Source organism: Citrobacter sp. Cpo147 (genome assembly GCF_030332405.1).
GTDB classification, from domain to species: Bacteria; Pseudomonadota; Gammaproteobacteria; order Enterobacterales; family Enterobacteriaceae; genus Citrobacter; species Citrobacter portucalensis.
In genome coordinates, this window is the sequence record NZ_JAOWHX010000040.1 from 129,963 (window position 1) to 154,435 (window position 24,473).

The 24,473-nt window shown below is 50.4% G+C and carries 18 protein-coding genes and 1 rRNA gene (1 of these 19 only partly in view); 6 read left to right on the plus strand and 13 right to left on the minus strand.

Features of this window, described 5'->3' with window-relative positions; all coding sequences use genetic code 11:
- Positions 1-28 precede the first annotated feature (28 nt).
- Positions 29-1,027, minus strand: a complete 999-nt coding sequence (kdgT, locus tag OGY06_RS20690; RefSeq protein WP_003826735.1) for a 2-keto-3-deoxygluconate transporter — start codon at positions 1,025-1,027, stop codon at positions 29-31.
- 699 nt (positions 1,028-1,726) lie between these two features.
- Between kdgT and proP the strand changes: the two genes are divergently transcribed.
- Both proP and pmrR read left to right on the plus strand, forming a co-directional pair.
- Positions 1,727-3,229, plus strand: coding sequence for a glycine betaine/L-proline transporter ProP (proP, locus tag OGY06_RS20695; RefSeq protein WP_003826737.1), 1,503 nt, complete (start codon positions 1,727-1,729; stop codon positions 3,227-3,229).
- 149 nt (positions 3,230-3,378) lie between these two features.
- A complete protein-coding gene (gene pmrR, locus OGY06_RS20700; protein WP_003826741.1) occupies positions 3,379-3,468 on the plus strand; it encodes an LpxT activity modulator PmrR in 90 nt (29 codons plus the stop codon).
- Here pmrR and pmrB read toward each other — a convergent pair.
- The 7 genes from pmrB to melR form a co-directional block, all read right to left on the minus strand.
- On the minus strand, positions 3,462-4,535 hold the full coding sequence (gene pmrB / locus OGY06_RS20705; RefSeq protein ID WP_126957405.1) for a two-component system sensor histidine kinase PmrB: 1,074 nt from the start codon (positions 4,533-4,535) through the stop codon (positions 3,462-3,464). The genes pmrR and pmrB overlap by 7 nt on opposite strands.
- A gap of 9 nt (positions 4,536-4,544) precedes the next feature.
- The gene (pmrA, locus tag OGY06_RS20710; RefSeq protein ID WP_003826748.1) at positions 4,545-5,213 is read right to left on the minus strand and encodes a two-component system response regulator PmrA; all 669 of its coding nucleotides are present in this window, start codon (positions 5,211-5,213) and stop codon (positions 4,545-4,547) included.
- Between the two features lie 4 nt (positions 5,214-5,217).
- Positions 5,218-6,855 (minus strand): phosphoethanolamine transferase EptA, encoded by a 1,638-nt coding sequence (gene eptA, locus OGY06_RS20715; RefSeq protein WP_003826749.1) that lies wholly within the window; start codon positions 6,853-6,855, stop codon positions 5,218-5,220.
- 146 nt (positions 6,856-7,001) lie between these two features.
- Positions 7,002-8,339, minus strand: coding sequence for an arginine/agmatine antiporter (gene adiC / locus OGY06_RS20720; protein WP_003031853.1), 1,338 nt, complete (start codon positions 8,337-8,339; stop codon positions 7,002-7,004).
- A 127-nt stretch (positions 8,340-8,466) separates the two neighbouring features.
- Positions 8,467-9,228 carry an AraC family transcriptional regulator gene (locus tag OGY06_RS20725; protein ID WP_008786968.1) on the minus strand — a complete coding sequence of 254 codons (762 nt, stop codon included), beginning with the start codon at positions 9,226-9,228 and terminating at the stop codon, positions 8,467-8,469.
- Between the two features lie 314 nt (positions 9,229-9,542).
- Positions 9,543-11,810, minus strand: coding sequence for an arginine decarboxylase (gene adiA, locus OGY06_RS20730; RefSeq protein WP_003826754.1), 2,268 nt, complete (start codon positions 11,808-11,810; stop codon positions 9,543-9,545).
- Between the two features lie 237 nt (positions 11,811-12,047).
- Positions 12,048-12,980 (minus strand): transcriptional regulator MelR, encoded by a 933-nt coding sequence (melR, locus tag OGY06_RS20735; RefSeq protein ID WP_003826756.1) that lies wholly within the window; start codon positions 12,978-12,980, stop codon positions 12,048-12,050.
- Positions 12,981-13,249: 269 nt separating this feature from the next.
- Here melR and melA point away from each other — a divergent pair, with 269 nt between their 5' ends.
- From melA to OGY06_RS20750, 3 genes are all read left to right on the plus strand, one after another.
- Complete coding sequence (melA, locus tag OGY06_RS20740) at positions 13,250-14,605, plus strand: alpha-galactosidase (RefSeq protein WP_122973899.1); 1,356 nt, start codon at positions 13,250-13,252, stop codon at positions 14,603-14,605.
- Positions 14,606-14,697: 92 nt separating this feature from the next.
- Positions 14,698-16,128: a melibiose:sodium transporter MelB gene (gene melB / locus OGY06_RS20745; protein WP_286605920.1), complete on the plus strand. Its 1,431-nt coding sequence runs from the start codon at positions 14,698-14,700 to the stop codon at positions 16,126-16,128.
- Between the two features lie 2 nt (positions 16,129-16,130).
- Positions 16,131-16,385: a SemiSWEET transporter gene (locus OGY06_RS20750; RefSeq protein WP_003826761.1), complete on the plus strand. Its 255-nt coding sequence runs from the start codon at positions 16,131-16,133 to the stop codon at positions 16,383-16,385.
- 20 nt (positions 16,386-16,405) lie between these two features.
- Here OGY06_RS20750 and OGY06_RS20755 read toward each other — a convergent pair whose 3' ends face one another.
- The 5 genes from OGY06_RS20755 to OGY06_RS20775 form a co-directional block, all read right to left on the minus strand.
- Complete coding sequence (locus OGY06_RS20755) at positions 16,406-17,029, minus strand: DUF2238 domain-containing protein (RefSeq protein WP_032934135.1); 624 nt, start codon at positions 17,027-17,029, stop codon at positions 16,406-16,408.
- A gap of 147 nt (positions 17,030-17,176) precedes the next feature.
- Positions 17,177-18,823 carry a class I fumarate hydratase FumA gene (gene fumA, locus OGY06_RS20760; RefSeq protein WP_286605921.1) on the minus strand — a complete coding sequence of 549 codons (1,647 nt, stop codon included), beginning with the start codon at positions 18,821-18,823 and terminating at the stop codon, positions 17,177-17,179.
- A 96-nt stretch (positions 18,824-18,919) separates the two neighbouring features.
- Positions 18,920-20,260 carry an anaerobic C4-dicarboxylate transporter DcuB gene (gene dcuB, locus OGY06_RS20765; RefSeq protein WP_003031873.1) on the minus strand — a complete coding sequence of 447 codons (1,341 nt, stop codon included), beginning with the start codon at positions 20,258-20,260 and terminating at the stop codon, positions 18,920-18,922.
- Between the two features lie 715 nt (positions 20,261-20,975).
- Positions 20,976-21,695: a two-component system response regulator DcuR gene (gene dcuR, locus OGY06_RS20770; RefSeq protein ID WP_008786975.1), complete on the minus strand. Its 720-nt coding sequence runs from the start codon at positions 21,693-21,695 to the stop codon at positions 20,976-20,978.
- On the minus strand, positions 21,692-23,323 hold the full coding sequence (locus tag OGY06_RS20775; protein ID WP_149335883.1) for a sensor histidine kinase: 1,632 nt from the start codon (positions 23,321-23,323) through the stop codon (positions 21,692-21,694). The genes dcuR and OGY06_RS20775 overlap by 4 nt, the downstream gene beginning before the upstream one ends.
- A 600-nt stretch (positions 23,324-23,923) precedes the next feature.
- On the opposite strand from OGY06_RS20775, the gene OGY06_RS20780 reads away from it, so the two are divergent.
- A 16S ribosomal RNA gene (locus OGY06_RS20780) occupies positions 23,924-24,473 on the plus strand; it runs 992 nt beyond the window's last position.

The window sequence follows — 24,473 nt, forward strand, 5'->3', positions numbered from 1 at the left end:
AGGGCTGGTGAGTAGGATAAAGGCAGGTTTAGTGGTGCAGAGAGTCTGCCGGGGTGGCCACTGCTTCGTTGGCGACCAGGTTTTTATTAAAACGTTTGGCGTACAGCGCGGTGATAATCGGCACCAGAATGGCGGTGACAATTACGCTGGCGGCAACCAGCGCCGTAGCGGATGCGGCAACCGGTTCGAACGCCGGGTTAATCTGGGCGATAATCACCGGGTTTGCTACCGCAGCACCTGCTGCAGAGGAGGCTGCGACGCCTGCCGTACCGTTCCCGCCACCAATAACACGGTCAGCAATAATCAGCGGAATACCGGTGATGACGATAACCGCGACACCCAGCAGGATACCCAGCAGACCGGTATCAACGATCACGCTCAGGTTAATAGTGTTACCCAACGCGAAGCCGAAGAACGGGATCAGCACCGGTGTGGCTTTGCTGAAGAAAGAACGCAGGTCGTGATCCAGGTTGCCCAACGTAAAACCAATCAGGAACGGTAATACCGCGCCGATGAAATGGTGTGGCTCGAAGGAGGCCAGACCCGCGGAGCCGAGGATCACCATGGTCATTAACGGACCGGATTCCAGAGACATCAACACAAATGCGCCGGACTCTTCTTTGGTGCCGTACTGGTTCATCAGGCTGGCGTACAAACCACCGTTGGTCATGTCCATTGCGGAGACAATTGCCAAAACTGAGAGGCCTGCAAAGAACCCGGTTTGAATACCGGTATCAGGAATAAATGAAGCAGCAATCATTGCCACTACCCACGCCACGGCTATTTTGGTTATTACCAGCGTACCGGACTTGCGTAATACCGTACCGGTCGCCCGTAAATCAATAGATGCGCCGATACAAAAAAACCACACTGCCAGAATCGGTACCGTTCCGCTGATCATTCCTTTGGTAAACGAACCGAAATACGCACCGGTATCCGGGGCTAACGTATTTAACACTGCGCCTAATAACAGAGGAATCAACATCATTCCGCCGGGGATGCGTTCAATCGTGGCTTTAATTTTCATAAACGTCCTCATGTCTTGTCGCTGCTAAAACTCGCGCAAGAGGGTAAAAATTAATAAATTCAAATGGTTACTGGTGTTTCTTAACAAAGAAAATCGCTATCTCTTTGTTTTATAAAATCTAACGCGGCATACGTTGAGCGTGTTGCTGCTCCCAGGGATATTGCGTCTGGAATTAGTTTGCATTCATGGGAACATTGATTCAATCAAAATAAAACGATGTTTTAGTTATCTTCATCACATATTCCGAGCAAAAGTTCTCGGTCGCTCTGATTATTAAAAAAGCTGTGATCTTTTTGTGAAGGGATTAGGTGGTTTTTTTGCTAGCAGAATAATAGTGACCGCTGTGATTGTTGGTGCAATAAAGCGATTTATTTTTGTATTTAATTGTCATTAAATCGCAAGCATTACATGTAAAAAAGCTGACTAAGAATGACCTAATTTACGCATGTTGACGAAATGAAAAACTATATGTGAAGTTGATCACAAATTTAAACGCTGTTAGGGTAAAGAGGTCATTAACCGCCCAATCAGGCGTCAACAGGTTCGGTTGTACTGTGCGTTTCTCGTCAGTGTAAGTAAACCTGCTACGCTTGTTACAGGGAATGCGCCTGTGCGTTCCCCGCTCGGTGATGACCCTGACGCATGGGCGTTGGGGGACTCGAACTGGAGCGTGACAGGGCTAAGTCTATGAGGACGAGTATGCTAAAAAGGAAAAAAATAAAACCAATAACGCTGCGCGACGTTACCATCATTGATGACGGTAAATTGCGAAAAGCCATTACCGCAGCGTCGTTAGGTAATGCGATGGAGTGGTTCGATTTTGGTGTTTATGGATTTGTTGCTTACGCATTAGGTAAAGTGTTCTTCCCGGGGGCTGACCCCAGCGTGCAGATGGTTGCCGCACTCGCCACCTTCTCTGTTCCCTTTCTGATTCGACCGCTTGGCGGATTGTTCTTCGGTATGCTTGGCGATAAATATGGTCGCCAGAAGATACTCGCTATCACCATTGTGATTATGTCGATCAGTACCTTCTGTATCGGTCTTATTCCCTCGTATGCCTCAATTGGTATCTGGGCACCGATTCTGTTGTTGCTGTGTAAGATGGCGCAGGGGTTCTCGGTCGGCGGAGAGTATACCGGGGCATCGATTTTTGTCGCAGAGTACTCGCCAGACCGTAAGCGCGGATTTATGGGCAGTTGGCTGGACTTCGGCTCGATTGCCGGGTTTGTGCTGGGCGCGGGCGTGGTGGTCCTGATCTCAACTATCGTCGGCGAGGATAACTTCCTTGAGTGGGGCTGGCGTATTCCGTTCTTCCTGGCGCTACCGTTAGGGCTGATTGGTCTGTACCTGCGCCATGCGCTGGAAGAGACGCCGGCGTTCCAGCAGCACGTGGATAAACTGGAGCAGGGCGATCGTCAGGGTCTGCAGGAAGGTCCTAAGGTCTCGTTTAAAGAGATTGCAACTAAGCACTGGCGCAGCCTGTTGGCATGTGTTGGTCTGGTGATTGCCACCAACGTCACCTACTACATGCTGCTCACCTATATGCCGAGCTATCTGTCGCATAACCTGCATTACTCTGAAGACCACGGCGTGTTGATTATTATCGCCATCATGATTGGTATGCTGTTTGTGCAGCCGATTATGGGTTTGCTCAGCGACCGTTTCGGGCGTCGTCCGTTTGTGATCATGGGCAGTATTGCGCTGTTTGTGCTGGCGATTCCGGCATTTATTCTGATTAACAGTAACGTCATCGGCCTGATTTTCGCCGGATTGTTGATGTTGGCGGTGATCCTCAACTGCTTTACCGGGGTGATGGCGTCAACGTTACCAGCGATGTTCCCGACGCATATTCGCTACAGTGCGCTGGCCGCCGCGTTTAATATCTCGGTATTAATCGCCGGTCTGACTCCGACATTGGCCGCATGGCTGGTGGAAAGCTCGCAGAATCTGATGATGCCTGCTTATTATCTGATGGTGATTGCGGTAGTAGGTTTGATTACCGGCGTGACCATGAAAGAGACGGCTAATCAGCCGCTGAAAGGCGCGACACCTGCTGCTTCGGATATTCAGGAAGCGAAAGAGATCCTCGGCGAACACTACGATAACATTGAACAGAAAATCGAAGATATCGATCAGGAAATTGCTGAGCTACAGGTTAAGCGCACGCGTCTGGTGCAGCAGCATCCGCGTATTGAAGAGTAACGGTGTTATTGCCTGACGGCACTACGTTTATCAGGCCTACGGGCAGCGTAGTACTCAGTAGGCCGGATAAGGTGTCTTATGATATCAACTTAAGGTTGGCTTAATCTGTGTCAGGCAAACTCTCCTCCATAGTTTCGGAGGAGAGTGTCATGAAAACCCGTATTTATGAAAGTTTGACCACCGTATGCAGTGTGCTGATTGTTAGCAGCTTTTTGTATGTGTGGGTGAGCTCTTACTGATTTTTCGCCAATTCCACCCATGCGCGAGTGCCGCTGGCTCCCTGGCGATTTTGCAGATAGAAATGCCCTTGATGTAACTGGGTGATACGACTGACAATGCTCAGCCCCAGCCCAATCCCACCAAAACGGCTGTCCATTCGGACGAATGCTTTACTTAACTCCCCGCATTTACTTTCATCAATGCCCGGCCCTTCATCTTCGACGGCCAGGACGGCATCATGCTCGGTGTTCAGGATAATCGTAATATGGGTGCCTTCCGGGCTGTAACGATGCGCGTTTTCCACCAGATTTCGTAGCAGCATCCGCAACAGCGTAGCATCGCCACGCACGACAACGTCCGCCGCGCTTTGTGGCAGGAGCAGCGTCTGTTTACGTTGGTCCAGCATGGTGTTGAGTTCATCGTAGGAGGGCAGAATAACGTCCTCCAGCAGTTTGACATTCTGGTAACTCCCGGCTGAAAACGACTGTCCGACGCGGGCGAGTTGCAGCAGTTGCGATACGCTGTCCATCATCTGGTCAAGGCGGGCAATTAACGGCGTAACGTCGACCTTATGGGTTTTGGATAATAATTCCAGATGCAGGCGAACGCCTGACAGCGGTGTACGCAGTTCGTGGGCGACATCGGCGGTAAATAAGCGTTCGTTTTCAATAGTGCTGGTCAGCCGTGTCACTAGCTCGTTGAGCGCTGAGACAACGGCCTGAATCTCAACGGTTGAGCTGTGAATTTCAATTGGGGCCAGGTTATCGGCTGCTCGCGCTTCTAACTCTTTTTGCAGATCTGCCAACGGGCGGGTTATTCGTCGCACCGCCTGATAGCAAATCAGCAACGTCAGGCTGACCATAAAGATGCCGGGGACGATCAGGCTGGCGATAGCCTCGCGGATCTCATGCATGATGTGGCGATCGTTATTACGATTTTCGCGTAGCGCCTGTTCGAATAACTGTATTTGTTCGGTACTTTCGTGCCACAACCAGAAGGTACTAATCAACTGAAAGACCAGCAGAATAAGACCAATCGTCAACATCAGGCGATGACGAAGCGGGAGCGGTTGTTTTAGATATTGCAGCGGTTTCACTTAGCTTTCCTCAGTGGCGACCAGCATATAGCCAAATCCCCTGACCGTGCGGATGCGTGATTTACCGACTTTATCGCGCAGATTGTGAATATGCACTTCCAGCGTATTGGTCGACGGTTCGTTATCCCAGCTGTAGATGTCGTTATACAAAATTTCCCGGTGTACCGGGCTGCCCGCTTTGAGCATCAGGCGTGACAGGAGTGCGTATTCTTTCGGCGTCAAGATAACCTCTTGTCCGTCCATCCACACCTGGCGACGACCGATATTCAGCGTCAGATTGCTGACAATTAATTCACTTTCACCCTGATTGTTGTGGCGACGCAGAAGTGCCCGGATGCGGGCGTGCAGTTCTTCCAGTGCGAACGGTTTGACCAGATAGTCATCGGCGCCCACGTCCAACCCGCTGACCCGATCTTTGAGCGTGTCACGGGCGGTGAGAATAAGCACCGGCACGGTGTATTTTTTCTGCCTGATCCGGTTCAGGAAATGCAGGCCGTCTTCATCCGGTAAACCCAGGTCCAGAACAACCAGACTGTAATGTCCGGTTTCCAGACATTGCTCCGCTGCACGGGCCGTTGATACGCCGTCGCAGGCATAGCCTTCTGTTTGCGCGGCGAGTATCAGTCCCTGTAATAACAACGTATCGTCTTCAACAATCAGAATTTTCATTCGTTTAGCCTCCCCGGCAGGGTTGCAGAATATCATCTGCCGCCTGATATTTCTGTGTTTGCACGCCCGTTAATCCCAGCAGAGTTGAGAAGAGATTATCCTGCGAGAAGTCTTCTGAGCTTGCCCGTTTTTGCAAACATGTCTGAGAGACCTGATAGCGTTGCTGATAATCCTCGGAGAGCCACAGCAGCATCGGCACATGTTTTTGCGTATCTGGTGCAATCGAATACGGCAGGCCGTGCAAATAGACGCCATTTTCCCCTAAGGATTCGCCGTGATCGGAAAGATAGACCAGGCTGGTGGTGAAATTATCCTGGTGTTCTTTCAGTATATTGATTGCTTTATCAACAATATAGTCAACGTAAAGAATGGTGTTGTCGTAAGTATTGACCAACTGTTGCTGCGAACAGGTCTGGATTTCGTTGGTATCGCAGGTTGGCGTAAATTTCTTAAACTGCGCAGGATAGCGGTTGTAATAGGTCGGACCGTGGCTGCCGATGGTATGCAGCACAATCACGCCGTCGCCTTGCAGGTTATTAATGTACTCTTCCAGCCCGTGGAACAGGACTTCATCGTAGCATTCACCGTCAATACACTGCCCTGGCAGGTTCAGCTTAGTCATATTCTGGTGTGGAACCCGGTCGCAAGCCCCTTTGCAGCCGCCGTCGTTATCGTTCCACAGAACGTTAATTCCCGCCCGCTGAATGATGTCGAGTACGCCTTCCTGATGCTGTGCCAGTTCTTCGTCGTAGTGCGCGCGTGGCATGTCCGAGAACATGCAGGGTACTGATACTGCCGTTGCCGTTCCGCAGGATGTGGTGCGGGGGAAATAGACCACATCATCTTTTTCCAGCAGCGGGTTGGTCTGGCGCGAGTAGCCTGACAGCGAGAAGTTATCGCCGCGCGAGGTCTCGCCGAGAACCACAATCGTCAGGTTTTTACGCTTTTCTTTTACCATCAATGGATTGCGATGTGCATCCTCGCCAATGCGCACCAGCGGCAGGTGGGCCAGTCGCTGGTGTGAATACCAGGATGACGTCGCCACAATGCTGTTGGATGGACTGAGGGATTTCACCAGTTCTTTGTTGTTGCGAAACAGTGAGGCGTAATCTTTATAGAAGAACGCAGCGACCAGCACGATCAGCAGCGCGGAGATCAGAATGTTCGCGCCACGAAACAGTATGCTGCGCATGACTGGCGTGATCGGTTTGATTTTTACCCAGCAGGCAATGAGCGCGGCCAGAATACCGCTGATCCCAAGTGTAAGCACCATTCGTGGCGTCATGAGGGCGAAGGTTTCAGCGGGCGTAGTATCCATCATATTGGCGATCATCGAGCGGTCGATGATGATGCCGTAGGTCATGATGAAATATTGGGCCGATGCACCAACCAGAATGAAAATGCACGCCACAAGGCGATTAAGCCACAGGAATGAGGCCAGCGTCAGCACGATGTTCATGACGCTGAACGCGACCACCGGCATTGATAAAAACACCAGCACGTTACGCACAGAGTCCAGAGGCAGGTCTTGCAGCACTTGTTTATAGAACGCAATGTTCAGGAAGGTCGCAAGATAAAATGAGATCAGCAGGAGCCAGCTGATTAGCCCGAGAGTGGGCCTTTTAAACAAGAGCTTTAACATTAAGGGGGTTCCATCGACTATGTGGCGCAAATCCTCTCAAAGTAAAATTAAGCCAACCTTAAGTTCTTAATGTTGATTTTTCGAATATCAGCGAGGCAGCGTAGGCCCGATGAACTGACGCCATCGGGCAATGACGATTGCTTAAGTTAGTTATTGTTTACCGGGGCATCCAGTGGATACGGGTTTTTATGGATCCGGTTGTAGTTCAGTGCGTACAGCGCGGTGATGATCATCAGCGTGACGAACGACCACATCACTTCTTTGGCGCCGGAACCGACAACCGCCCAGATGCAGTAGACAAAGGCGATAAAGGTCACCAGTAAGTACATCGGGCGTGCTTTACCAAAGTGGCCATGGCCGAGCAGCAGCAGCGCGGCGCAGGTGTACAGATACGGCACCAGGGTGAAAATAACGGAAACCGAAGAGACCAGACCAAACTCTTTCGCTGCGTTCGGCGACATACTGCTGAACTGGAAGATGGTCATCAGGATGCCGACAATAATTAACCCGGCCACTGGCGTACCGGCTTTGTTCACGCGGGCAAAAATCGGTGGGAATAGGCCGTCATCGGCTGCGGCTTTGGCGGTTTGCCCGGCAAGCAGCGTCCAGCCGCCCAGAGAACCAAGACACCCGGCAGCAGCACAGAAGGAAACAATCGCCCCAGCGGTGTCACCCAGCGCCATACGTGCGGCATCACCGAACGGAGAGGCTGATACACGCAGCGCCGCATTAGGGATCATACCCATGATTGCGGTGGTGGAGAGCACGTAGCAAACAGCGGCAATCAGCACGCCGCCCATGGTGGCGATAGGTACGTTACGTTTGGGATTTTTAACCACGCCAGCCGCAACGGAGGCGCTTTCCACCCCGATAAATGACCACAAGGTGACGTTCAGAGTGCTTTGAATCGCGCCAAAGGTGTTCATCCCGCTGACGTTCCAGGCTGCCATATAGGTTTCACCGCGGAACCAGAACCAGCCGAAGACGGCAATCCCGACAATTGGCACCAGTGCCAGTACCGTTGCGACGGCCTGCACGCGGGTGATCATTTTCGGTCCGACAATGTTCAGTAATACGAAGATCCACAGCACTACGACGCAGGTTAGCGTCAGGACCAGCGGATCTTTTAAGATGGGGAAGAAGTAGCTCAGGTAACCGACGCCAATGACCACCATGGCGATGTTACCAATCCAGCAGGCCAGCCAGTACAGCACGTTGGTCTGGTAGCCCAAAAAAGGACCGAAGCAGCGGCGGGCGTAAGCATAAGAACCACCGGGACTGGAGTCTAAGGACGACATTTTGGCGTACACCATCGACAGTGCCAGAGCACCGATAATCGTGACCAACCATCCGTAGATTGCAATCCCGCCAGTTGACGCAAGGTTTGCGGGTAGCAGGAATACACCGGAACCCATAATATTCCCCGACACCATAAGGGTGACGGGGATTAAGCCCACTTTGTGAGCATCAGCATCCGTCGACATATTTTTTAACTCCTGATAAGGATAAATGACGCCTTATCATACCTCGTCAAAAGTCTGTTTAATGATGACGGAGCTGGGGTATCGCTAATGCTGATATTATTATGGCTTATCGCTAACTGATTAAAAATCAGGCGGCGGATGGCTCCCTGTGTTGGCTAACATAATGCAGAGGCGTCATCCCATAGAACTCTTTGAATACGGAGATAAAGTATGAGGTACTGTTATATCCACACAGTTGAGAGACCTGAGAAATGTTTTTGCCGTCCATCAGTAATTGATTGACAGCATATCGCATGCGACATGTGGTAATTATTTGGCTGTAACTTGTATTTTCACTTTTGAGCTTTTTCTTTAACAAACTGGGACTCAGACATAAGCAACTGGCAACCATGCTTAAATTCCAGTCTTTATGTATATCGCTCTCAATAATGTGATAAACGCTATCGCTGATACAGTTGCGTAGCATATACATGAGCAAAGAAATAAACTTTTTGCTGTCGAGAAAGCGTGATAACACCGTGAACAGTAGCGAGCGTGTACGCTCTCTTTCAGCTTCGTTCACTGTGTCCATTACGCTGTGTTGGGCAGCCACCCTGAAGACATCCGGCGTCAGACACGCGGCGGTCATCACTGGGCTGGCACTGCGTTGCCAGAGTGGGATCTGTGAAAGGTCTTTATTTAAAAAGCGCAGATAATCTTTAATGATATCGCGGCTGATATGTACGACCAATGCGTTATTAAGTGATGAGAAATCGATAATATTATTATCGCATGCCACCAGTGCCATATGATTAGCTTTTAAACTGATGGCTTCTTTACCGTTAATCCTTAACCAAACATCCTTCTCCGTTAATACAACAACACAAGCTTCTTTGCTGCAAAGCCTCATACCCAACTCCAGGAATATGAACATAAAACACCGTAGCTCAACATCGGATGAGCCAAATCGGCTAAATTGAAATTGTATGATGAAACCAGGACTGCAATAAAATAACGTGTCTGAAATTAATTACAATGTTTGGCGGGATTTTTCTTATGTACACATTTTTGTACGCAAGTGGAAAGGCGCTATTTGCGTATAAAAAAAGCGCGGGGTGGTCCCGCGCAAAAAGGTATGACAATGTTATTGTTTTGCAGCAATACTCAGGAATTACTCAAGCATGACATGTCTACCTTAAACATCGGACTATCTATAAAACGACATTATGCTTTCACGCACATAACGTGGTACACACCGTCAATAATTTCCGTTCCTTCGGTTTCATGTTCAAATCCAGGGAAGTGGTGGTCCCAGGACTGCAACGAACGTAGATAACTAATCTGCGGGCTATTGGCGTCGCCAAAGTTTTCCCCGGACAGCAGCATCGGAATTCCTGGTGGGTAAGGAATAACGGAATTCGCGGCTATACGACCCGGCAGATTTTCAATGGCCACCATCTCAACGTTATCGCTGACTATCGCGTTATAGGCTTCACGCGGGGTGATTTCAGCAACAGGCAGGCCGGAGTAGGCCGCGTTAAGACGTGCGCCAGGGTTGTTCTCTTTCAGCCAGGCGAACATGGTGTCGCCCAGATCGTGAATGCCCATGTTGGCGTAAGTGTCTGGATGTTCCTCAACCAGTTCTGGCATCACCTGTGCCAGCGGGGTATTGGCATCGTAATGGTGTTTGAAAGAGCACAACGTGTTGATCAGTGTGCCCCATTTCCCGCGGGTAATACCCATGGAGAACAGGAACATAATCTGGAAATCGGTGGTACGGGTCGGCACGATGCCGTGACGGCCAAGCCAGGCGGTGACCAGTGCGGCCGGTACGCCGTTCTCTTCCAGTTCGCCATCGTCGCCCATCCCCGGTGCCAGAATGCTGACTTTGATCGGGTCCAGCATGCTCCAGTTATCCGGCAGGTCTTTAAATCCGTGCCAGGATTCACCCGGGCGCATAACCCAGCAGTTCTGGTCGGTGGTCAGGAGTTGGGTTGGCGCATCGGCAAAGTCATAGGTTTTGCCGGTCTGCGGATCGGTCACAATCTCTTTGTTCCACGGTTTGAAGAACCAGTCGCCTTCGGCGGTGAATTCTTTGTACAACCGTGCCATGGCCTGACGGAAATCGACCGCTTCGTCGATCACTTCCTGGGTGAGTGACAGGCCGCTGTTACCATCCATCATGGAGACCGCCACGTCGTTTGAGGCGCAGATGGCATACAGCGGAGAGGTAGTGGCGTGCATCATGTACGCCTGGTTAAAGCGGGAGAAGTTCACGGCCCCACGACCTTCACGAACGTGAATGTAAGATGCCTGAGAAAGCGCATTCAGCAGTTTGTGGGTTGAGTGGGTGGCAAAAACGGTAGGACCGTTATGATCGCCCGGCGCGCCACGCATGGCGTAGTGATCGGCATAAATTGGGTTGAAGCGAGCATAGCCGTACCAGGCCTCATCGAAGTGGATGCGATCGCTGGTTTGCGCGAGCAGGTCCTGGGCCTCTTTGGCGTTGTAGCAAACACCGTCGTAGGTACAGTTGGTCACAACGCTGTAAGACGGTTTTTGCCCGGCTTTACCTTTGGTCAGCGGGCTTTCGCTGATCTTTTTCTGCAATGTTTCAGGCTGCATTTCCTGCGGGTAGATAGGCCCGATAATGCCGTACCGGTTGCGGCTTGGCACCATATACACCGGTTTTGCCCCGGTGAGGATAAGCCCCTGCTCGATGGATTTATGGCAGTTACGATCCAGCACCACGACGTCGTTGTCGGTCATACAAGCTTGCATGATGGTGCGGTTAGAGCCGGAAGTCCCGACCACTACAGACCAGGAGCGATCAGCGCCAAACACGCGGGCGGCATATTTTTCGCTCTCGCCAAACGCGCCGGTATGATCCAGCAGCGAGCCGAGCGATGCACGTTCAATACCCATGTCGCTACGGAATAAGTTTTCACCATAGTAATCATGGTAGAAACGACCGGCCGGCGTTTTGGTGAATCCGACGCCGCCCTGGTGACCCGGTGCTGCCCAGGAGTATTCATGGATGTCGCCGTACTTCATCAGCGCGCTGAACAGCGGTGGCAGAAGCTGTTGGCGGTAGCGGGTCATTGCCGCAACGGCGCGCCCGGCGATAAAGTCTGCGGTGTCTTCCAGAATCCAGGCGAATTCATCGACAAGCTCCAGCAGGTCGCGATCCAGCGATGCGGTGGCTTTTTCGCGATCGCCCAGCAGGAAAACGGGAACGTTTTGCTGGCGCTCGTGGAGCTTGCCGATCAATTGCCTGACGTTCAGGTGCTCGTCTTGTTGTTCCATTTGATAGCTGAACATCAGACAATCAATGGCTTCATTGGCGGCGAGGATTGCATAACCATCGTCGAATGAGGTGGACTTAATGACGGTAACATTTTGGCGGCTTAATGCGTCAGCCAGACGTTCGACAGCGCTACCGACCCAGGTGTCCTGATGCAGAAACTCACTTTCAACAATTAATACTTTCATCATCTTTTACCCGGTTGTGGAAAGGTTGCAATCTATGAATTGCAGACACACCGTATGAATGTGACGCAGGCAAGTATTATCCTGTCAAAATGGGCTGTAAAGCGGGTAAAAAGTAGCCTGATTTGTGTTTAATTTGTTTTTAAACAGTGTGTTATGTTTGCTTGTTGGCGGTTTTTCACCGCCGTTTATCGACAGGGGGAATATTTTTTTGGCTGATACTGATATTGCCGAATGATATCAACCTGCGATTGTTTGCCGATGCTGCTGGCTTAGTTTGCGGTACTGCTGCGGCGACATGCCGACAAACTTGCTGAAGGTGTCATAAAAACGGCTGCTGGATCGGAATCCGGCGGTCAACGCAACGTCGAGAATGGTTTTATCGGTATCGCTGAGCAATGCGCGGACGTGATTGATCCGCATTGCCGTAATGTACTGCTTCAGGGTGAGTTGCATTACGCGTTGGAAAATCCCCATCGCGTAGTTGGCGTTGAGCTTCACGTGTTCCGCGACGTCGTTGATGGTGAGCGCCTGATCGTAGTTGTCGGCAATAAAGCTCAGCATTTGGCTGACGTAAAACTGGGCGTGCCGCGACACGCTGTTTTTGTGGGTCCGCGAGGTTTTATTGACCAGGATAGGCTGCCAACCGGAAAGGCTAAACCGTTTGAGCATCAGACCAATTTCATCAATGGCGAGCTGGCGAATTTGTTCGTTCGGGTTGCTCAGTTCCTGTTGCCAGCGCTGAACCTCAAAGGTGCTCAACTGCTGCGACGCCAGCGATTTGATGACCATTCCATGGGTAACATGGTTGATCAGCTCGCGATCCAGCGGCCAGGAGAGGAAAAGGTGCATCGGTAAATTGAAGATAGCCATACTTTGGCAGCTGCCCGGACGCGTGAGTTGATGAGGTGTACAGGCCCAGAATAGCGTGATGTGTCCCTGTTTTATCTGCACGACTTCATTGTTGATAAGGTACTCGACGTCACCATCAAACGGAACATTGATCTCCACCTGCCCATGCCAGTGGCTGGCAGGCATAGCATGCGGTGAGCGCAACTCGATATCCATCCGTTGATATTCTGAGTACAGCGATAGCGGGCTGCGGGTTTGTTCTTCATCGCTACTGCACATGTGCGGATCGGGAGGGAGAGGCGATGTCGGTAATGTACTCATGGTTGCTCCATTTCCTGAATTATCAGAATCATGTCATTTAACACGTATTAAGGCTGAGAATCAGGACACAAATTGGACCGTTACCATTGAGCATAGCGACATTTTGCGGCCGCATACTCTGCTTTTTGGGTAATTTTGTCCCATAAACTCAGATCCAATAGGGCGCAGAGTGATGATCTGAGTTTATGGGAATGCTCGGCAGGGAAGTCGGAGGTTTTCATCTATGCGCTGTGCCACCATGACTGTGTTCACTAATGTTCTGGAGAGTCATGATGTCTGCACCCAAAATTACCTTTATCGGCGCCGGTTCCACGATTTTCGTCAAAAATATTCTTGGGGATGTCTTTCACCGCGATGCGCTTAAATCTGCGCATATCGCCTTGATGGATCTCGATCCTACGCGTTTGGAAGAATCACACGTTGTTGTGCGCAAGTTGATGGATTCTGCGGGCGCGTCTGGACGAATCACCTGCTATACCGATCAAAAAGCAGCATTACAGGATGCTGATTTTGTAGTGGTCGCTTTCCAGATTGGCGGCTATGAACCTTGTACCGTCACCGATTTTACGGTGTGTAAACGCCATGGTCTGGAGCAGACGATTGCCGACACGCTGGGGCCGGGCGGCATCATGCGCGCGCTGCGTACCATCCCGCATTTATGGCAGATTTGTGAGGATATGACCGAAGTCTGTCCGCAGGCCACGATGCTTAACTACGTTAACCCGATGGCAATGAACACCTGGGCAATGTATGCACGTTATCCGCATATTAAGCAGGTTGGGTTGTGTCATTCGGTGCAGGGGACGGCGGAGGAGTTGGCCCGCGATCTGAACATCGACCCTGCTTCTTTGCGCTATCGCAGTGCCGGGATCAACCATATGGCGTTTTATCTGGAGCTGGAGCGCAAAACGGCGGACGGTGCCTATGTGAATCTCTACCCGGAGCTGCTGACGGCCTATGAATCCGGTCAGGCGCCGAAACCAAATATTCACGGAAATACCCGTTGCCAGAACATTGTGCGTTATGAAATGTTCAAAAAACTGGGGTATTTCGTCACCGAATCGTCGGAGCACTTCGCTGAATATACGCCGTGGTTTATCAAGCCGGGGCGTGAAGATCTGATTGAGCGCTATAAGGTGCCATTGGATGAATATCCGAAACGTTGTGTGGAACAGTTGGCGAACTGGAAAAAAGAGCTGGAAGAGTACAAAACGGCTGAGCGGATCGACATTAAACCGTCGCGCGAATATGCCAGCACTATCATGAACGCTATCTGGACCGGTGAACCGAGCGTCGTGTATGGCAACGTTCGCAATGACAATCTGATCGATAACCTGCCGCAAGGCTGCTGCGTTGAAGTCGCTTGTCTGGTCGATGCGAATGGTATTCAGCCAACGAAAGTCGGGACTCTCCCGTCACATTTGGCGGCCATGATGCAAACCAATATCAATGTTCAGACCCTGCTAACGGAAGCCATCCTGACGGAGAATCGCGATCGCGTTTATCACGCGGCGATGATGGATCCGCATACCGCCGCTGTACTGGGGATTGAAGAGATTTATGCGCTGGTGGACGACCTGATCGCGTCTCACGGCGACTGGCTGCCGGCCTGGCTGCACCGTTAATACACAATCACGCCGGGCATTGTATCCGGCGTTTAACCTCTGACGTTTCCTCTTACAGAAGGCGGGCGCTGGTAACAGCGACCCGATACCCTATGAGCATATCTCTGACAACAAAACTCAGTTATGGATTTGGAGCGTTTGGTAAGGATTTCGCCATCGGAATTGTGTACATGTACCTGATGTATTACTACACCGACGTGGTGGGATTATCGGTGGGGCTGGTCGGAACGTTGTTCCTGGCGGCAAGGATCTGGGATGCGGTAAACGATCCCATCATGGGCTGGATTGTGAACGCCACCCGATCTCGCTGGGGAAAATTTAAACCCTGGATCTTGCTCGGTACGCTGGCGAACTCATTGGTGCTGTTTTTGCTTTTTAGCGCACATCTTTTTGAGGGTACTGTGCAGGTCGTATTTGTTTGCGTGACGTATATATTATGGGGAATGACCTACACCATTATGGATATTCCATTCTGGTCACTGGTGCCAACCATTACACTGGATAAACGCGAGCGTGAACAACTGGTGCCGTATCCGCGTTTCTTCGCCAGCCTTGCCGGGTTTGTTACCGCAGGCGTGACGCTACCCTTTGTGAGCTATGTTGGCGGAGCCGATCGTGGTTTTGGTTTTCAGATGTTTACGCTCATTCTCATCGCGTTCTTTATCGTTTCCACCGTTGTGACGCTACGGAATGTGCATGAGGTTTTTTCGTCAGACAGTGAGGCCACGGCAGACAGCAGTCGTCTTGGGTTGAAAGCGATCGTTGGGCTCATTTATAAAAATGACCAGCTAACCTGCCTGTTAGGTATGGCACTGGCTTACAATATTGCATCCAATATCATTGCTGGCTTTGCCATTTACTATTTTACCTACGTGATTGGCGATGCAAGTCTCTTCCCGTACTACATGTCTTACGCAGGTGCGGCAAACCTGCTGACGCTGATTTTCTTTCCTCGGTTGGTAAGCTCGTTGTCACGACGGATCTTGTGGGCTGGGGCATCGGTGCTGCCGGTGCTTAGCTGTAGCGTACTACTGGTGATGGCGCTGGCAGATTTCCATAATATCTTACTGATTGTTATTGCTGGTGTTTTACTAAATATTGGATCTGCGCTTTTCTGGGTGTTGCAGGTCATTATGGTGGCGGATACCGTTGATTACGGCGAATACAAACTTAATGTTCGTTGTGAAAGTATCGCTTACTCGGTACAGACAATGGTGGTAAAAGGCGGGTCAGCATTTGCCGCTTTCTTTATCGCATTGATACTCGGGGTGATTAATTACGTGCCAAATGTCGCGCAGTCTGCCGAAACCATCGTTGGCATGCAGTTTATTATGATAGCGCTACCCGCACTCTTTTTTGTGGTGACCTTAGTCCTGTATTTCCGCTTTTATCGACTGAATGGCGACACCCTGCGCAGGATCCAGATCCATTTACTGGATAAGTATCGCAAGGTGCCGCAGCACCATGAGCAACCGGATATCCCGGCTATTGCGGTAGTGGCTCCAGGCGATGTGAAGGCATAGCGATGGAATGGCAATCGTTGATTGGATATTTGGCGGCCAGCCTGACGACGCTCTCTTTCTTGCCGCAAGCCATTAAGGTTATTACCACCCGCAATACGCAAGGTATCTCCGGTTTGATGTATGTGATGTTTGTGTGCGGGCTGGTTTTGTGGCTGATTTACGGATTATTGATTGAAGATACTGCCGTCAGCATGGCGAACTTTCTGACACTGTTGTTCGCCTTGCCGATTCTGGTTATCAAGTATCGCAGTAGGTAGCGTAGATTGCCGGAGAAGCGTTAGCGCTCTCCGGCCGTTTTCAACTGCCGATTGTGCCAGCCCGCCAACGCGAGGACCGTTGTTAACGCACCGAGCAGGGCGCAGAACATGTCCGACTGGGTATCCCACGGGTCACCCTGCGTGCCAAGGAAGTCATCCGCACCTTGTCCCATTGCCAGCGCCGCCCACCATTCGATCAGTTCATACATTGCGCTAATCGCCAGCGCTACGCAGCAGACCAGAAATGACAGCATCTTACGACCACGGACAATATTGCCGCGCACTAAAATCTCTCTTGCCGTCAGGGCTGGTACCAGCCCCTGGAAGAAATGGCCCAGCTTGTCATAGGGGTTACGGCTGAGATCCAGCCATTCCTGAACCTGAAAACCAATGGGAACTTTGGCGTAGGTATACATCCCACCTACCATCAGAATGATGGCGTGCAAGAAAATCAACGTATAAAGCAGCGGCGTCAATGGGTACTGCTTCATGGTAGCCAGCAACAGCGGGACGACAATAATGACTGGCGTGACTTCCATTAGCCAGGTGATTTTCTCAGAGGCAGAGATACCGGTGTAGATAAGAATCAGCGCCAGGATCAATGCGCCAGTGCGCAAGATTGTGGGGTTCAGAGTGCGGAGCATTGCGAATTCACACGTAATGGAAAAGGTCACTATTCCCTGTGAACGGCAAAAATTCAATACCAGTAAATGGGGGGATAAAGTTGGCCCGGGGGGATCGCTGGACTGACGCCAAAAATTTAGTGCCAGTCCAGTGCCGGGCCGAATGGGTTACTTCGCGCAGTTAGCGCATTGTTTGCTGACGATTTGCTGGAAGAAATCGTTGCCTTTGTCATCGACCAGGATGAAAGCCGGGAAATCTTCTACTTCGATTTTCCAGATAGCTTCCATTCCCAGCTCCGGGTATTCCACGCATTCCAGATGCTTAATGCTCTGCTGCGCCAGTACCGCTGCCGGTCCGCCGATGCTGCCCAAGTAGAAGCCTCCGTGTTTGTGGCAGGCGTCAGTCACCTGCTGGCTACGGTTACCTTTTGCCAGCATGATCATGCTGCCGCCGTGAGACTGCAACAGGTCAACGTAGGAGTCCATACGACCCGCGGTGGTTGGACCTAAAGAACCGGACGGGTAGCCTGCAGGCGTTTTGGCCGGACCCGCGTAGTAGATCGGATGATCTTTCACGTACTGCGGCAGACCTTCGCCGGACTCAATACGTTCTTTTAACTTCGCGTGGGCAATGTCACGACCAACAATGATAGTACCGCTCAGTGACAGACGAGTAGAAACCGGGTACTGAGAGAGCTGGGCGAGGATCTCTTTCATTGGGCGGTTAAGGTCAACTTTAACCACTTCGCCTTCGCCCGCCTGGCGCAGAGATTCTGGAATGTACTGACCTGGGTTATGTTCCAGTTTTTCAATCCAGATCCCTTCGCGGTTGATCTTGGCCTTGATGTTACGGTCTGCGGAGCAAGAAACGCCCATACCAACCGGGCAGGACGCGCCGTGGCGAGGCAGGCGGATCACGCGGATATCGTGTGCGAAGTATTTTCCGCCAAACTGAGCGCCAAGGCCGAGTTTTTGCGCTTCTTCCAGTAGTTCCTGTTCCAGTTGCAGATCGCGGAACGCCTGGCCGTGAGCATTGCCTTCAGTCGGCAGCGCGTCATAGTAGTGTGTGCTGGCCAGCTTCACCGTTTTAAGGGTGCTTTCCGCTGACGTGCCGCCAATGACGAATGCGATGTGGTACGGCGGGCAAGCTGCGGTACCCAGCGTACGCATTTTCTCAACCAGGAAGTTTTTCAGTTTGCCGGGAGTCAGCAGCGCTTTGGTTTCCTGATACAGATAGGTTTTGTTGGCTGAGCCGCCGCCTTTGGCCACGCACAGGAATTTGTATTCGTCACCGTCCACGCTGTACAGATCGATCTGTGCGGGCAGGTTGGTGCCGGTATTCACTTCTTTGTACATATCCAGCGCCGCGTTTTGCGAGTAGCGCAGGTTATCTTCGATATAGGTATTAAATACGCCTTTGGAGAGCGCCGCTTCATCGCCGCCGCCGGTCCAAACACGCTGACCTTTTTTACCCATGATGATTGCCGTACCGGTGTCCTGGCAGGTTGGCAACACGCCTTTGGCGGCGATTTCGGAGTTTCTCAGGAACTGCAGTGCCACGTACTTATCGTTTTCGCTGGCTTCGGGATCATGGAGAATTGAGGCGACTTGCTGTTGGTGTTCTGGGCGGAGCATGAAGGAGGCATCGTGGAAGGCTTGCTGGGCCAGTAGCGTAAGTGCTTCAGGGGCTACTTTCAGGATTGTTTCGCCTTCAAACTCGCCGACGCTGACGTGTTCGGATGTCAGCAGGTAGTACTCAGTTTTGTCTTCCCTCAGTGGGAAAGCCGCCTGGTAAGTGAATTCAACTTTTGACATTTGCTTCCAGCCTTTTCATTTTTCTCAGGAATTTTAAAATTCTCTGTGTCTTCATGGTGGCGTGCCGTACCAACGTGGACGGCACGCGAACTGTGATTACAGGAAACCGTACATTGCGGCGAAGATCCAACCAAAGACACAGGATACGCTTACGCCGATCAAGCCAGGCAGAATGAAGCTGTGGTTGATAACGAAGCGGCCGATGTGGGTGGTGCCGGAACGGTCAAACTGGATAGCAGCCAGATCGCTCGGGTAGGTCGGTAGAATGTAGTAACCGTAACATGCCGGAGCAGAAGCCACGATGTACGCGGGATCAACTCCGATTGCCAGCGCGACCGGAACAATCGCTGCCAGCGCCGCTGCCTGGGAGTTTACAAATTTGGATACCAGCAGCAGAACAATTGCATAGGCCCACGGATACTCTTTCACCATATTGCCCAGCACACCTTCGATTTCTGTCATGTGCGCGCCGAACATTGTTTCGGCCATCCAGGCAATACCGTACACCGCCACAATCGCGATCATACCGGAACGGAAGACTTCGTTTTTAGATATTGAAGCGGGATTGGTCTTCGTCAGGATAATAATCAGCGCACCGGTCAGCAGCATGAACATCTGGATAACCAGCACCATTGACAGCGGTTTGCCGCTAAAGGTAGGACGCAGCTCAGAGAACGCGCCAAGCACGGCAACAACGGCGATAGCGGCCAGGAAGATCCACATGGCCAGCCAGTTGCTTTTCGGCAGCTTTTTGTCTAACAGCGTGGCGGTATCGCCATACACATAGTTGTGGTTTTCAGGTACGGAAATGAACTTCTGGAACTCTTCATCTTTATCCAGATCCTTACCACGGAACCAGCTGAAAATACCGATCGCCAGGATACCCAACAGGGTAGACGGGATGGTGATGCTGAGCAGGTCGAGGAATTCGAGATGCTTGCCTTCAAACGTTACGTTACCCAGCATTGCCACCAGTGACACAACGGCTACAGAAACCGGGCTGGCGATAATCCCCATCTGCGCGCCGATAGAACTCGCCGCCATCGGACGTTCCGGGCGAATATTGTTCTTAATGGCAACGTCATAAATGATTGGCAGGATGGTGTATACCACGTGCCCTGTACCGCAGAGAATCGTCAGGGTGCAGGTAACGAAAGGTGCGACGATGGAAACGTATTTTGGGTTACGGCGCAGCAGCTTTTCAGCGATTTGCAGCATAACGTCAAGGCCGCCGGAGGCTTGCAAGGTTGCCGATGCGGCCACCACGGCAATAATAACCAGCATTACATCTACAGGTGGTTTACCCGGCTGGAGATGGAAAACGAAAACCAGAATGACCAGGCCGATACCGCCTAATAAACCCAGCGCGATACCGCCCTTTCTGGCACCATAAAACAAACATATTAATATTATGAGAAGTTGTATACTAAATAACATTTTATTTACCCTCGCGAAAAACCCAGTCAATTTTTGAAAAATGGATCTGTGCCACATTCTTTTTTGCCAGAATAAGCATCAAAAAATGGTCAGTATTCGATATATCCGTATTTGCGATTAATGTTCAAATGTCTTGCTAGAATGTTTTTTTAAAGTTATGGCGATATTTGGTTTTTTCTGTGGCTTTGATCAGAGGAGAGAATCCTCAGGCGATGGGAAGCAGAGCTGAACATGGAAAGCTGCGGTTGACGCTGTAATTTATCTGTTTTGCGTTTTCCGCTATTACGTGAACCACCGACAGAATGGGTGAGTAGATTATTTATGTGATCACGGTCACGCCATCTCATAATGTGATGAGGTCGGCGTGCGGATACTTTTATTTGCTCACAAAAATGTACGGTGTCCATGGTACGTAGCATGGTCTCCATTGCTACCAGTCTAGATTTTGTATGTCTGGTTAATTTCAGACTAATCCTTTATGGGTAAAAATACACACTCTGCGAGTTAGATAATACTTAATTAACTTTTGTTAGCGATTTTGAAATTAAAAACAGTGTGATGTTTGTCAATATTAAAATAATGCATTTAACATGTCGGATACAAATATATTTGATCTAACGCAAATTTATAATTTTACAGTTCCAGCTGGTGAAATTGGGATTTTTCATTATTTTAATAATTGTTACTTTCAAATAACAAATAATCCCAAGTGTATTTATTGGCAATATTGTTTAAGCAATGAGTAGTGTTCAGCCTGCACGCGATAACGATAAACAGGTCTGCCGGTCACGCCATAATGGATGCTGGTAAATAAGATGTGACAATTGACGAGCCAGATAAGGTATTTACGGCAAGAGACGCGCGAGATATTGACCTCGTTGGCCAGCTCATCTGTGGAGAACTCTTGATCCTGGTGCTCATCAATCCACTGACACAGCGTGCGTAACGTTTGTGGCGTTAACCCTTTGGGTAAGCGCCGTGCTTCCTGTTCATTGGAAGAGCTGCCGTGAATCAGCTGGTCAAGCTCAGACTGTTCATAATACTGATGCTTGTCCATCTCATTTTTCTTGTGCAGCCAGCCGGTGAGCGCCTCTTCAAACCGGGAAGCCTGGAAAGGTTTGATCAGGTAGTCAACAACACCGTAGTGAAGTGAATCTTTGATGGTGGTGGCATCAGCGGCGGAAGAGATGACGATGACATCACACTTGCAACCTTCGCTGTGCAGAACCGGTAGCAGGTCCAGACCGTTTTCTTTTTGCATATAAATATCTAGCAAAATCAGATCAATATGATGACCGCTATGAAAGATTATCTCTTTTGCTTTCTCCAGCGTGGAGGCTGTGCCGCAGCAGTGAAAACCGGAGAGTTGCGCGACATAACGGCGGTTTAATTCCGCTACCATTGCATCGTCATCGACAATTAAGACATTGATCATCTGCTGGCCCTCTCACCATTCCACGGTAACTGTACAAAAAATTGGGTGAAGATCCCAGGTTCAGACTCGACGGATATAATGCCGCCAACGTTTTCAACCTGTTGTTTAACAAGCGCTAAACCTACGCCCCGTTCGGTTCCTTTTGACGAAACGCCCTTCTCAAAGATGTGCTCAATGTTTTCGGGGGCAATCCCCGGACCATCGTCATTCACTTCGCAATGCAACCAGCCGTGTCGATAATGCAAGGATACGCTGATCTCACCACCAGGTTCTTGACCTAGCGCTTCCAGGGCGTTTTCAATCAGATTCCCCAGAACGGTAATCAGCACCGCCACCTGATCTTCGTTGCTATTTTCCGGTAACTGGCTTTCATTGCTAATGACCAGACTATGGCCTAAATCAGATGTGCGATTAATCTTACTGAGTAAAAATCCTGCGATCACCGGTGATTTTATTTTTCCTAACAGCGAGCCAATTTCTTCCTGATAATTGTTTGCTGTCTTCAGGATGTAATTTTCAAGCTGCTTATAACTTTTCAGATGCAATAATCCCAGAATCACGTGCAATTTATTCATGAATTCGTGGGATCGTTCACGAAGTGCGTCGGCATAGTTGACCATACCATCCAGACGTTGCATTAGTTTTCGGACTTCAGTCTTATCTCTGAAGGTTGAAATGGCACCGATGATTTTACCGTTGCTGAGTACCGGGACCGTGTTAATTAAGAGTAGCCGATCCTTCACCATGATCTCTTCATCGCGGCGCGGCGTTCCGTCATGTAGTACCTGTGAAAAATCGACCACCTGTGACCACGCATGGCTGAGTGTGGAGAGCTGGGCATCATCTTGTGATTTGTGATAATCCAGCAGCTCCTGCGCCGCTTGGTTAATCAGCGTCACCTCACCGCATTCGTCAACGGCAATGACACCTTCCTTTATAGAGTGCAGCATCGCCTGGCGTTGTTCGAACAGATTGGAGATTTCATAAGGCTCCAGACCAAACAGAATGCGCTTGAGAACTTTGACAAATACCCATGTACCGAGCAGTCCAACCAGCACGCCAAATAAGATGGACCAGATGATGCTGCCGCGGCTGTTATTGATCTGCTCAGTCACCCGGCTTAGCTCAAGGCCGATCGACACGACGCCAATCTGCCGGTGATGTTCGTCATAGATAGGAGTAAATACACGTAGAGCTTTAGCCAGGAATCCGCGATTAATGGCGACATTCTCTTTACCCTGCAGGGCCAGCAATATGTCATCGCCTTTAAATGGCTGACCGATTCTCTGCGCTTCGGGATGGGAGTAACGAATGCTTTGCATATCAGTGACGACGATGAACAAAAAGTCGTTGCTCTTATTCACCGCCTGGGCAATCGCCTGAATGCCGCTTTCCTCGGGCTTTTTCATTAGTCCCTGGCGGATCTCCGGAGAGTTGGCTAGCGTTCGCGCGACCGCAAGCGCTTTACTCGCTAATGCATCGCGCGTCATGTTGCTGATCTGCGAGAAATAAATCAGATGAACGACAAGCAGCACGGAGAAGAGTACTGCACTAACCATGAGGATCACGGTGGTGCCAAGCTTCATCGGGCGTTTACGTATAGCAGTACGTTGCAGGGAGTATCTCATCACGGTCCTGAAATCACGGTTTGTACGGGTATTATTGCCTGATGGGGTGCGTAATTCAAAGGTGGTAGGGATTATGGCGCTTAAGTTGTCAGTCCTTCTTCTTTATATAGCGTAGAGTGAATTTCTTTCTATATAGAGGTTTTCATACCGATTCTCTCCCTTTTTAGGGACGCTTACAGATAATTTCCTTACGATTGTGGATAACTCTGTGCGTAAATGGGTATAAGGCGGGGTTTTGCTGTGGAATGCAGCAGTCAGTCATTTTTCTGTCATTTAAGGGTTGCGGGCCGCAGGAAACTCCCTATAATGCGCCTCCATCGACACGGCGGATGTGAATCACTTCACACAAACAGCCGGTTCGGTTGAAGAGAAAAACCTGAAAATGAGGGTTGACTCTGAAAGAGGAAAGCGTAATATACGCCACCTCGCGGCAGAGCGCTAAAGCGCGTCGCAACTGCTCTTTAACAATTTATCAGACAATCTGTGTGGGCACTCGAAGATACGGATTCTTAACGTCGCAAGACGAAAAATGAATACCAAGTCTCAACGAGTGAACACGTAATTCATTACGAAGTTTAATTCATTGAGCATCAAACTTTTAAATTGAAGAGTTTGATCATGGCTCAGATTGAACGCTGGCGGCAGGCCTAACACATGCAAGTCGAACGGTAGCACAGAGGAGCTTGCTCCTTGGGTGACGAGTGGCGGACGGGTGAGTAATGTCTGGGAAACTGCCCGATGGAGGGGGATAACTACTGGAAACGGTAGCTAATACCGCATAACGTCGCAAGACCAAAGAGGGGGACCTTCGGGCCTCTTGCCATCGGATGTGCCCAGATGGGATTAGCTAGTAGGTGGGGTAACGGCTCACCTAGGCGACGATCCCTAGCTGGTCTGAGAGGATGACCAGCCACACTGGAACTGAGACACGGTCCAGACTCCTACGGGAGGCAGCAGTGGGGAATATTGCACAATGGGCGCAAGCCTGATGCAGCCATGCCGCGTGTATGAAGAAGGCCTTCGGGTTGTAAAGTACTTTCAGCGAGGAGGAAGGTGTTGTGGTTAATAACCGCAGCAATTGACGTTACTCGCAGAAGAAGCACCGGCTAACTCCGTGCCAGCAGCCGCGGTAATACGGAGGGTGCAAGCG

Excerpts from the sequence above, each read along its gene's own strand:
- kdgT (WP_003826735.1), bottom strand. The coding sequence starts at position 1,027 with ATGAAAATTAAAGCCACGATTGAACGCATCCCCGGCGGAATGATGTTG.
- proP (WP_003826737.1), top strand. The coding sequence starts at position 1,727 with ATGCTAAAAAGGAAAAAAATAAAACCAATAACGCTGCGCGACGTTACC.
- pmrR (WP_003826741.1), top strand. The coding sequence starts at position 3,379 with ATGAAAACCCGTATTTATGAAAGTTTGACCACCGTATGCAGTGTGCTG.
- pmrA (WP_003826748.1), bottom strand. The coding sequence starts at position 5,213 with ATGAAAATTCTGATTGTTGAAGACGATACGTTGTTATTACAGGGACTG.
- eptA (WP_003826749.1), bottom strand. The coding sequence starts at position 6,855 with ATGTTAAAGCTCTTGTTTAAAAGGCCCACTCTCGGGCTAATCAGCTGG.
- adiC (WP_003031853.1), bottom strand. The coding sequence starts at position 8,339 with ATGTCGACGGATGCTGATGCTCACAAAGTGGGCTTAATCCCCGTCACC.
- OGY06_RS20725 (WP_008786968.1), bottom strand. The coding sequence starts at position 9,228 with ATGAGGCTTTGCAGCAAAGAAGCTTGTGTTGTTGTATTAACGGAGAAG.
- adiA (WP_003826754.1), bottom strand. The coding sequence starts at position 11,810 with ATGAAAGTATTAATTGTTGAAAGTGAGTTTCTGCATCAGGACACCTGG.
- melR (WP_003826756.1), bottom strand. The coding sequence starts at position 12,980 with ATGAGTACATTACCGACATCGCCTCTCCCTCCCGATCCGCACATGTGC.
- melA (WP_122973899.1), top strand. The coding sequence starts at position 13,250 with ATGATGTCTGCACCCAAAATTACCTTTATCGGCGCCGGTTCCACGATT.
- melB (WP_286605920.1), top strand. The coding sequence starts at position 14,698 with ATGAGCATATCTCTGACAACAAAACTCAGTTATGGATTTGGAGCGTTT.
- OGY06_RS20750 (WP_003826761.1), top strand. The coding sequence starts at position 16,131 with ATGGAATGGCAATCGTTGATTGGATATTTGGCGGCCAGCCTGACGACG.
- OGY06_RS20755 (WP_032934135.1), bottom strand. The coding sequence starts at position 17,029 with ATGCTCCGCACTCTGAACCCCACAATCTTGCGCACTGGCGCATTGATC.
- fumA (WP_286605921.1), bottom strand. The coding sequence starts at position 18,823 with ATGTCAAAAGTTGAATTCACTTACCAGGCGGCTTTCCCACTGAGGGAA.
- dcuB (WP_003031873.1), bottom strand. The coding sequence starts at position 20,260 with ATGTTATTTAGTATACAACTTCTCATAATATTAATATGTTTGTTTTAT.
- dcuR (WP_008786975.1), bottom strand. The coding sequence starts at position 21,695 with ATGATCAATGTCTTAATTGTCGATGACGATGCAATGGTAGCGGAATTA.
- OGY06_RS20775 (WP_149335883.1), bottom strand. The coding sequence starts at position 23,323 with ATGAGATACTCCCTGCAACGTACTGCTATACGTAAACGCCCGATGAAG.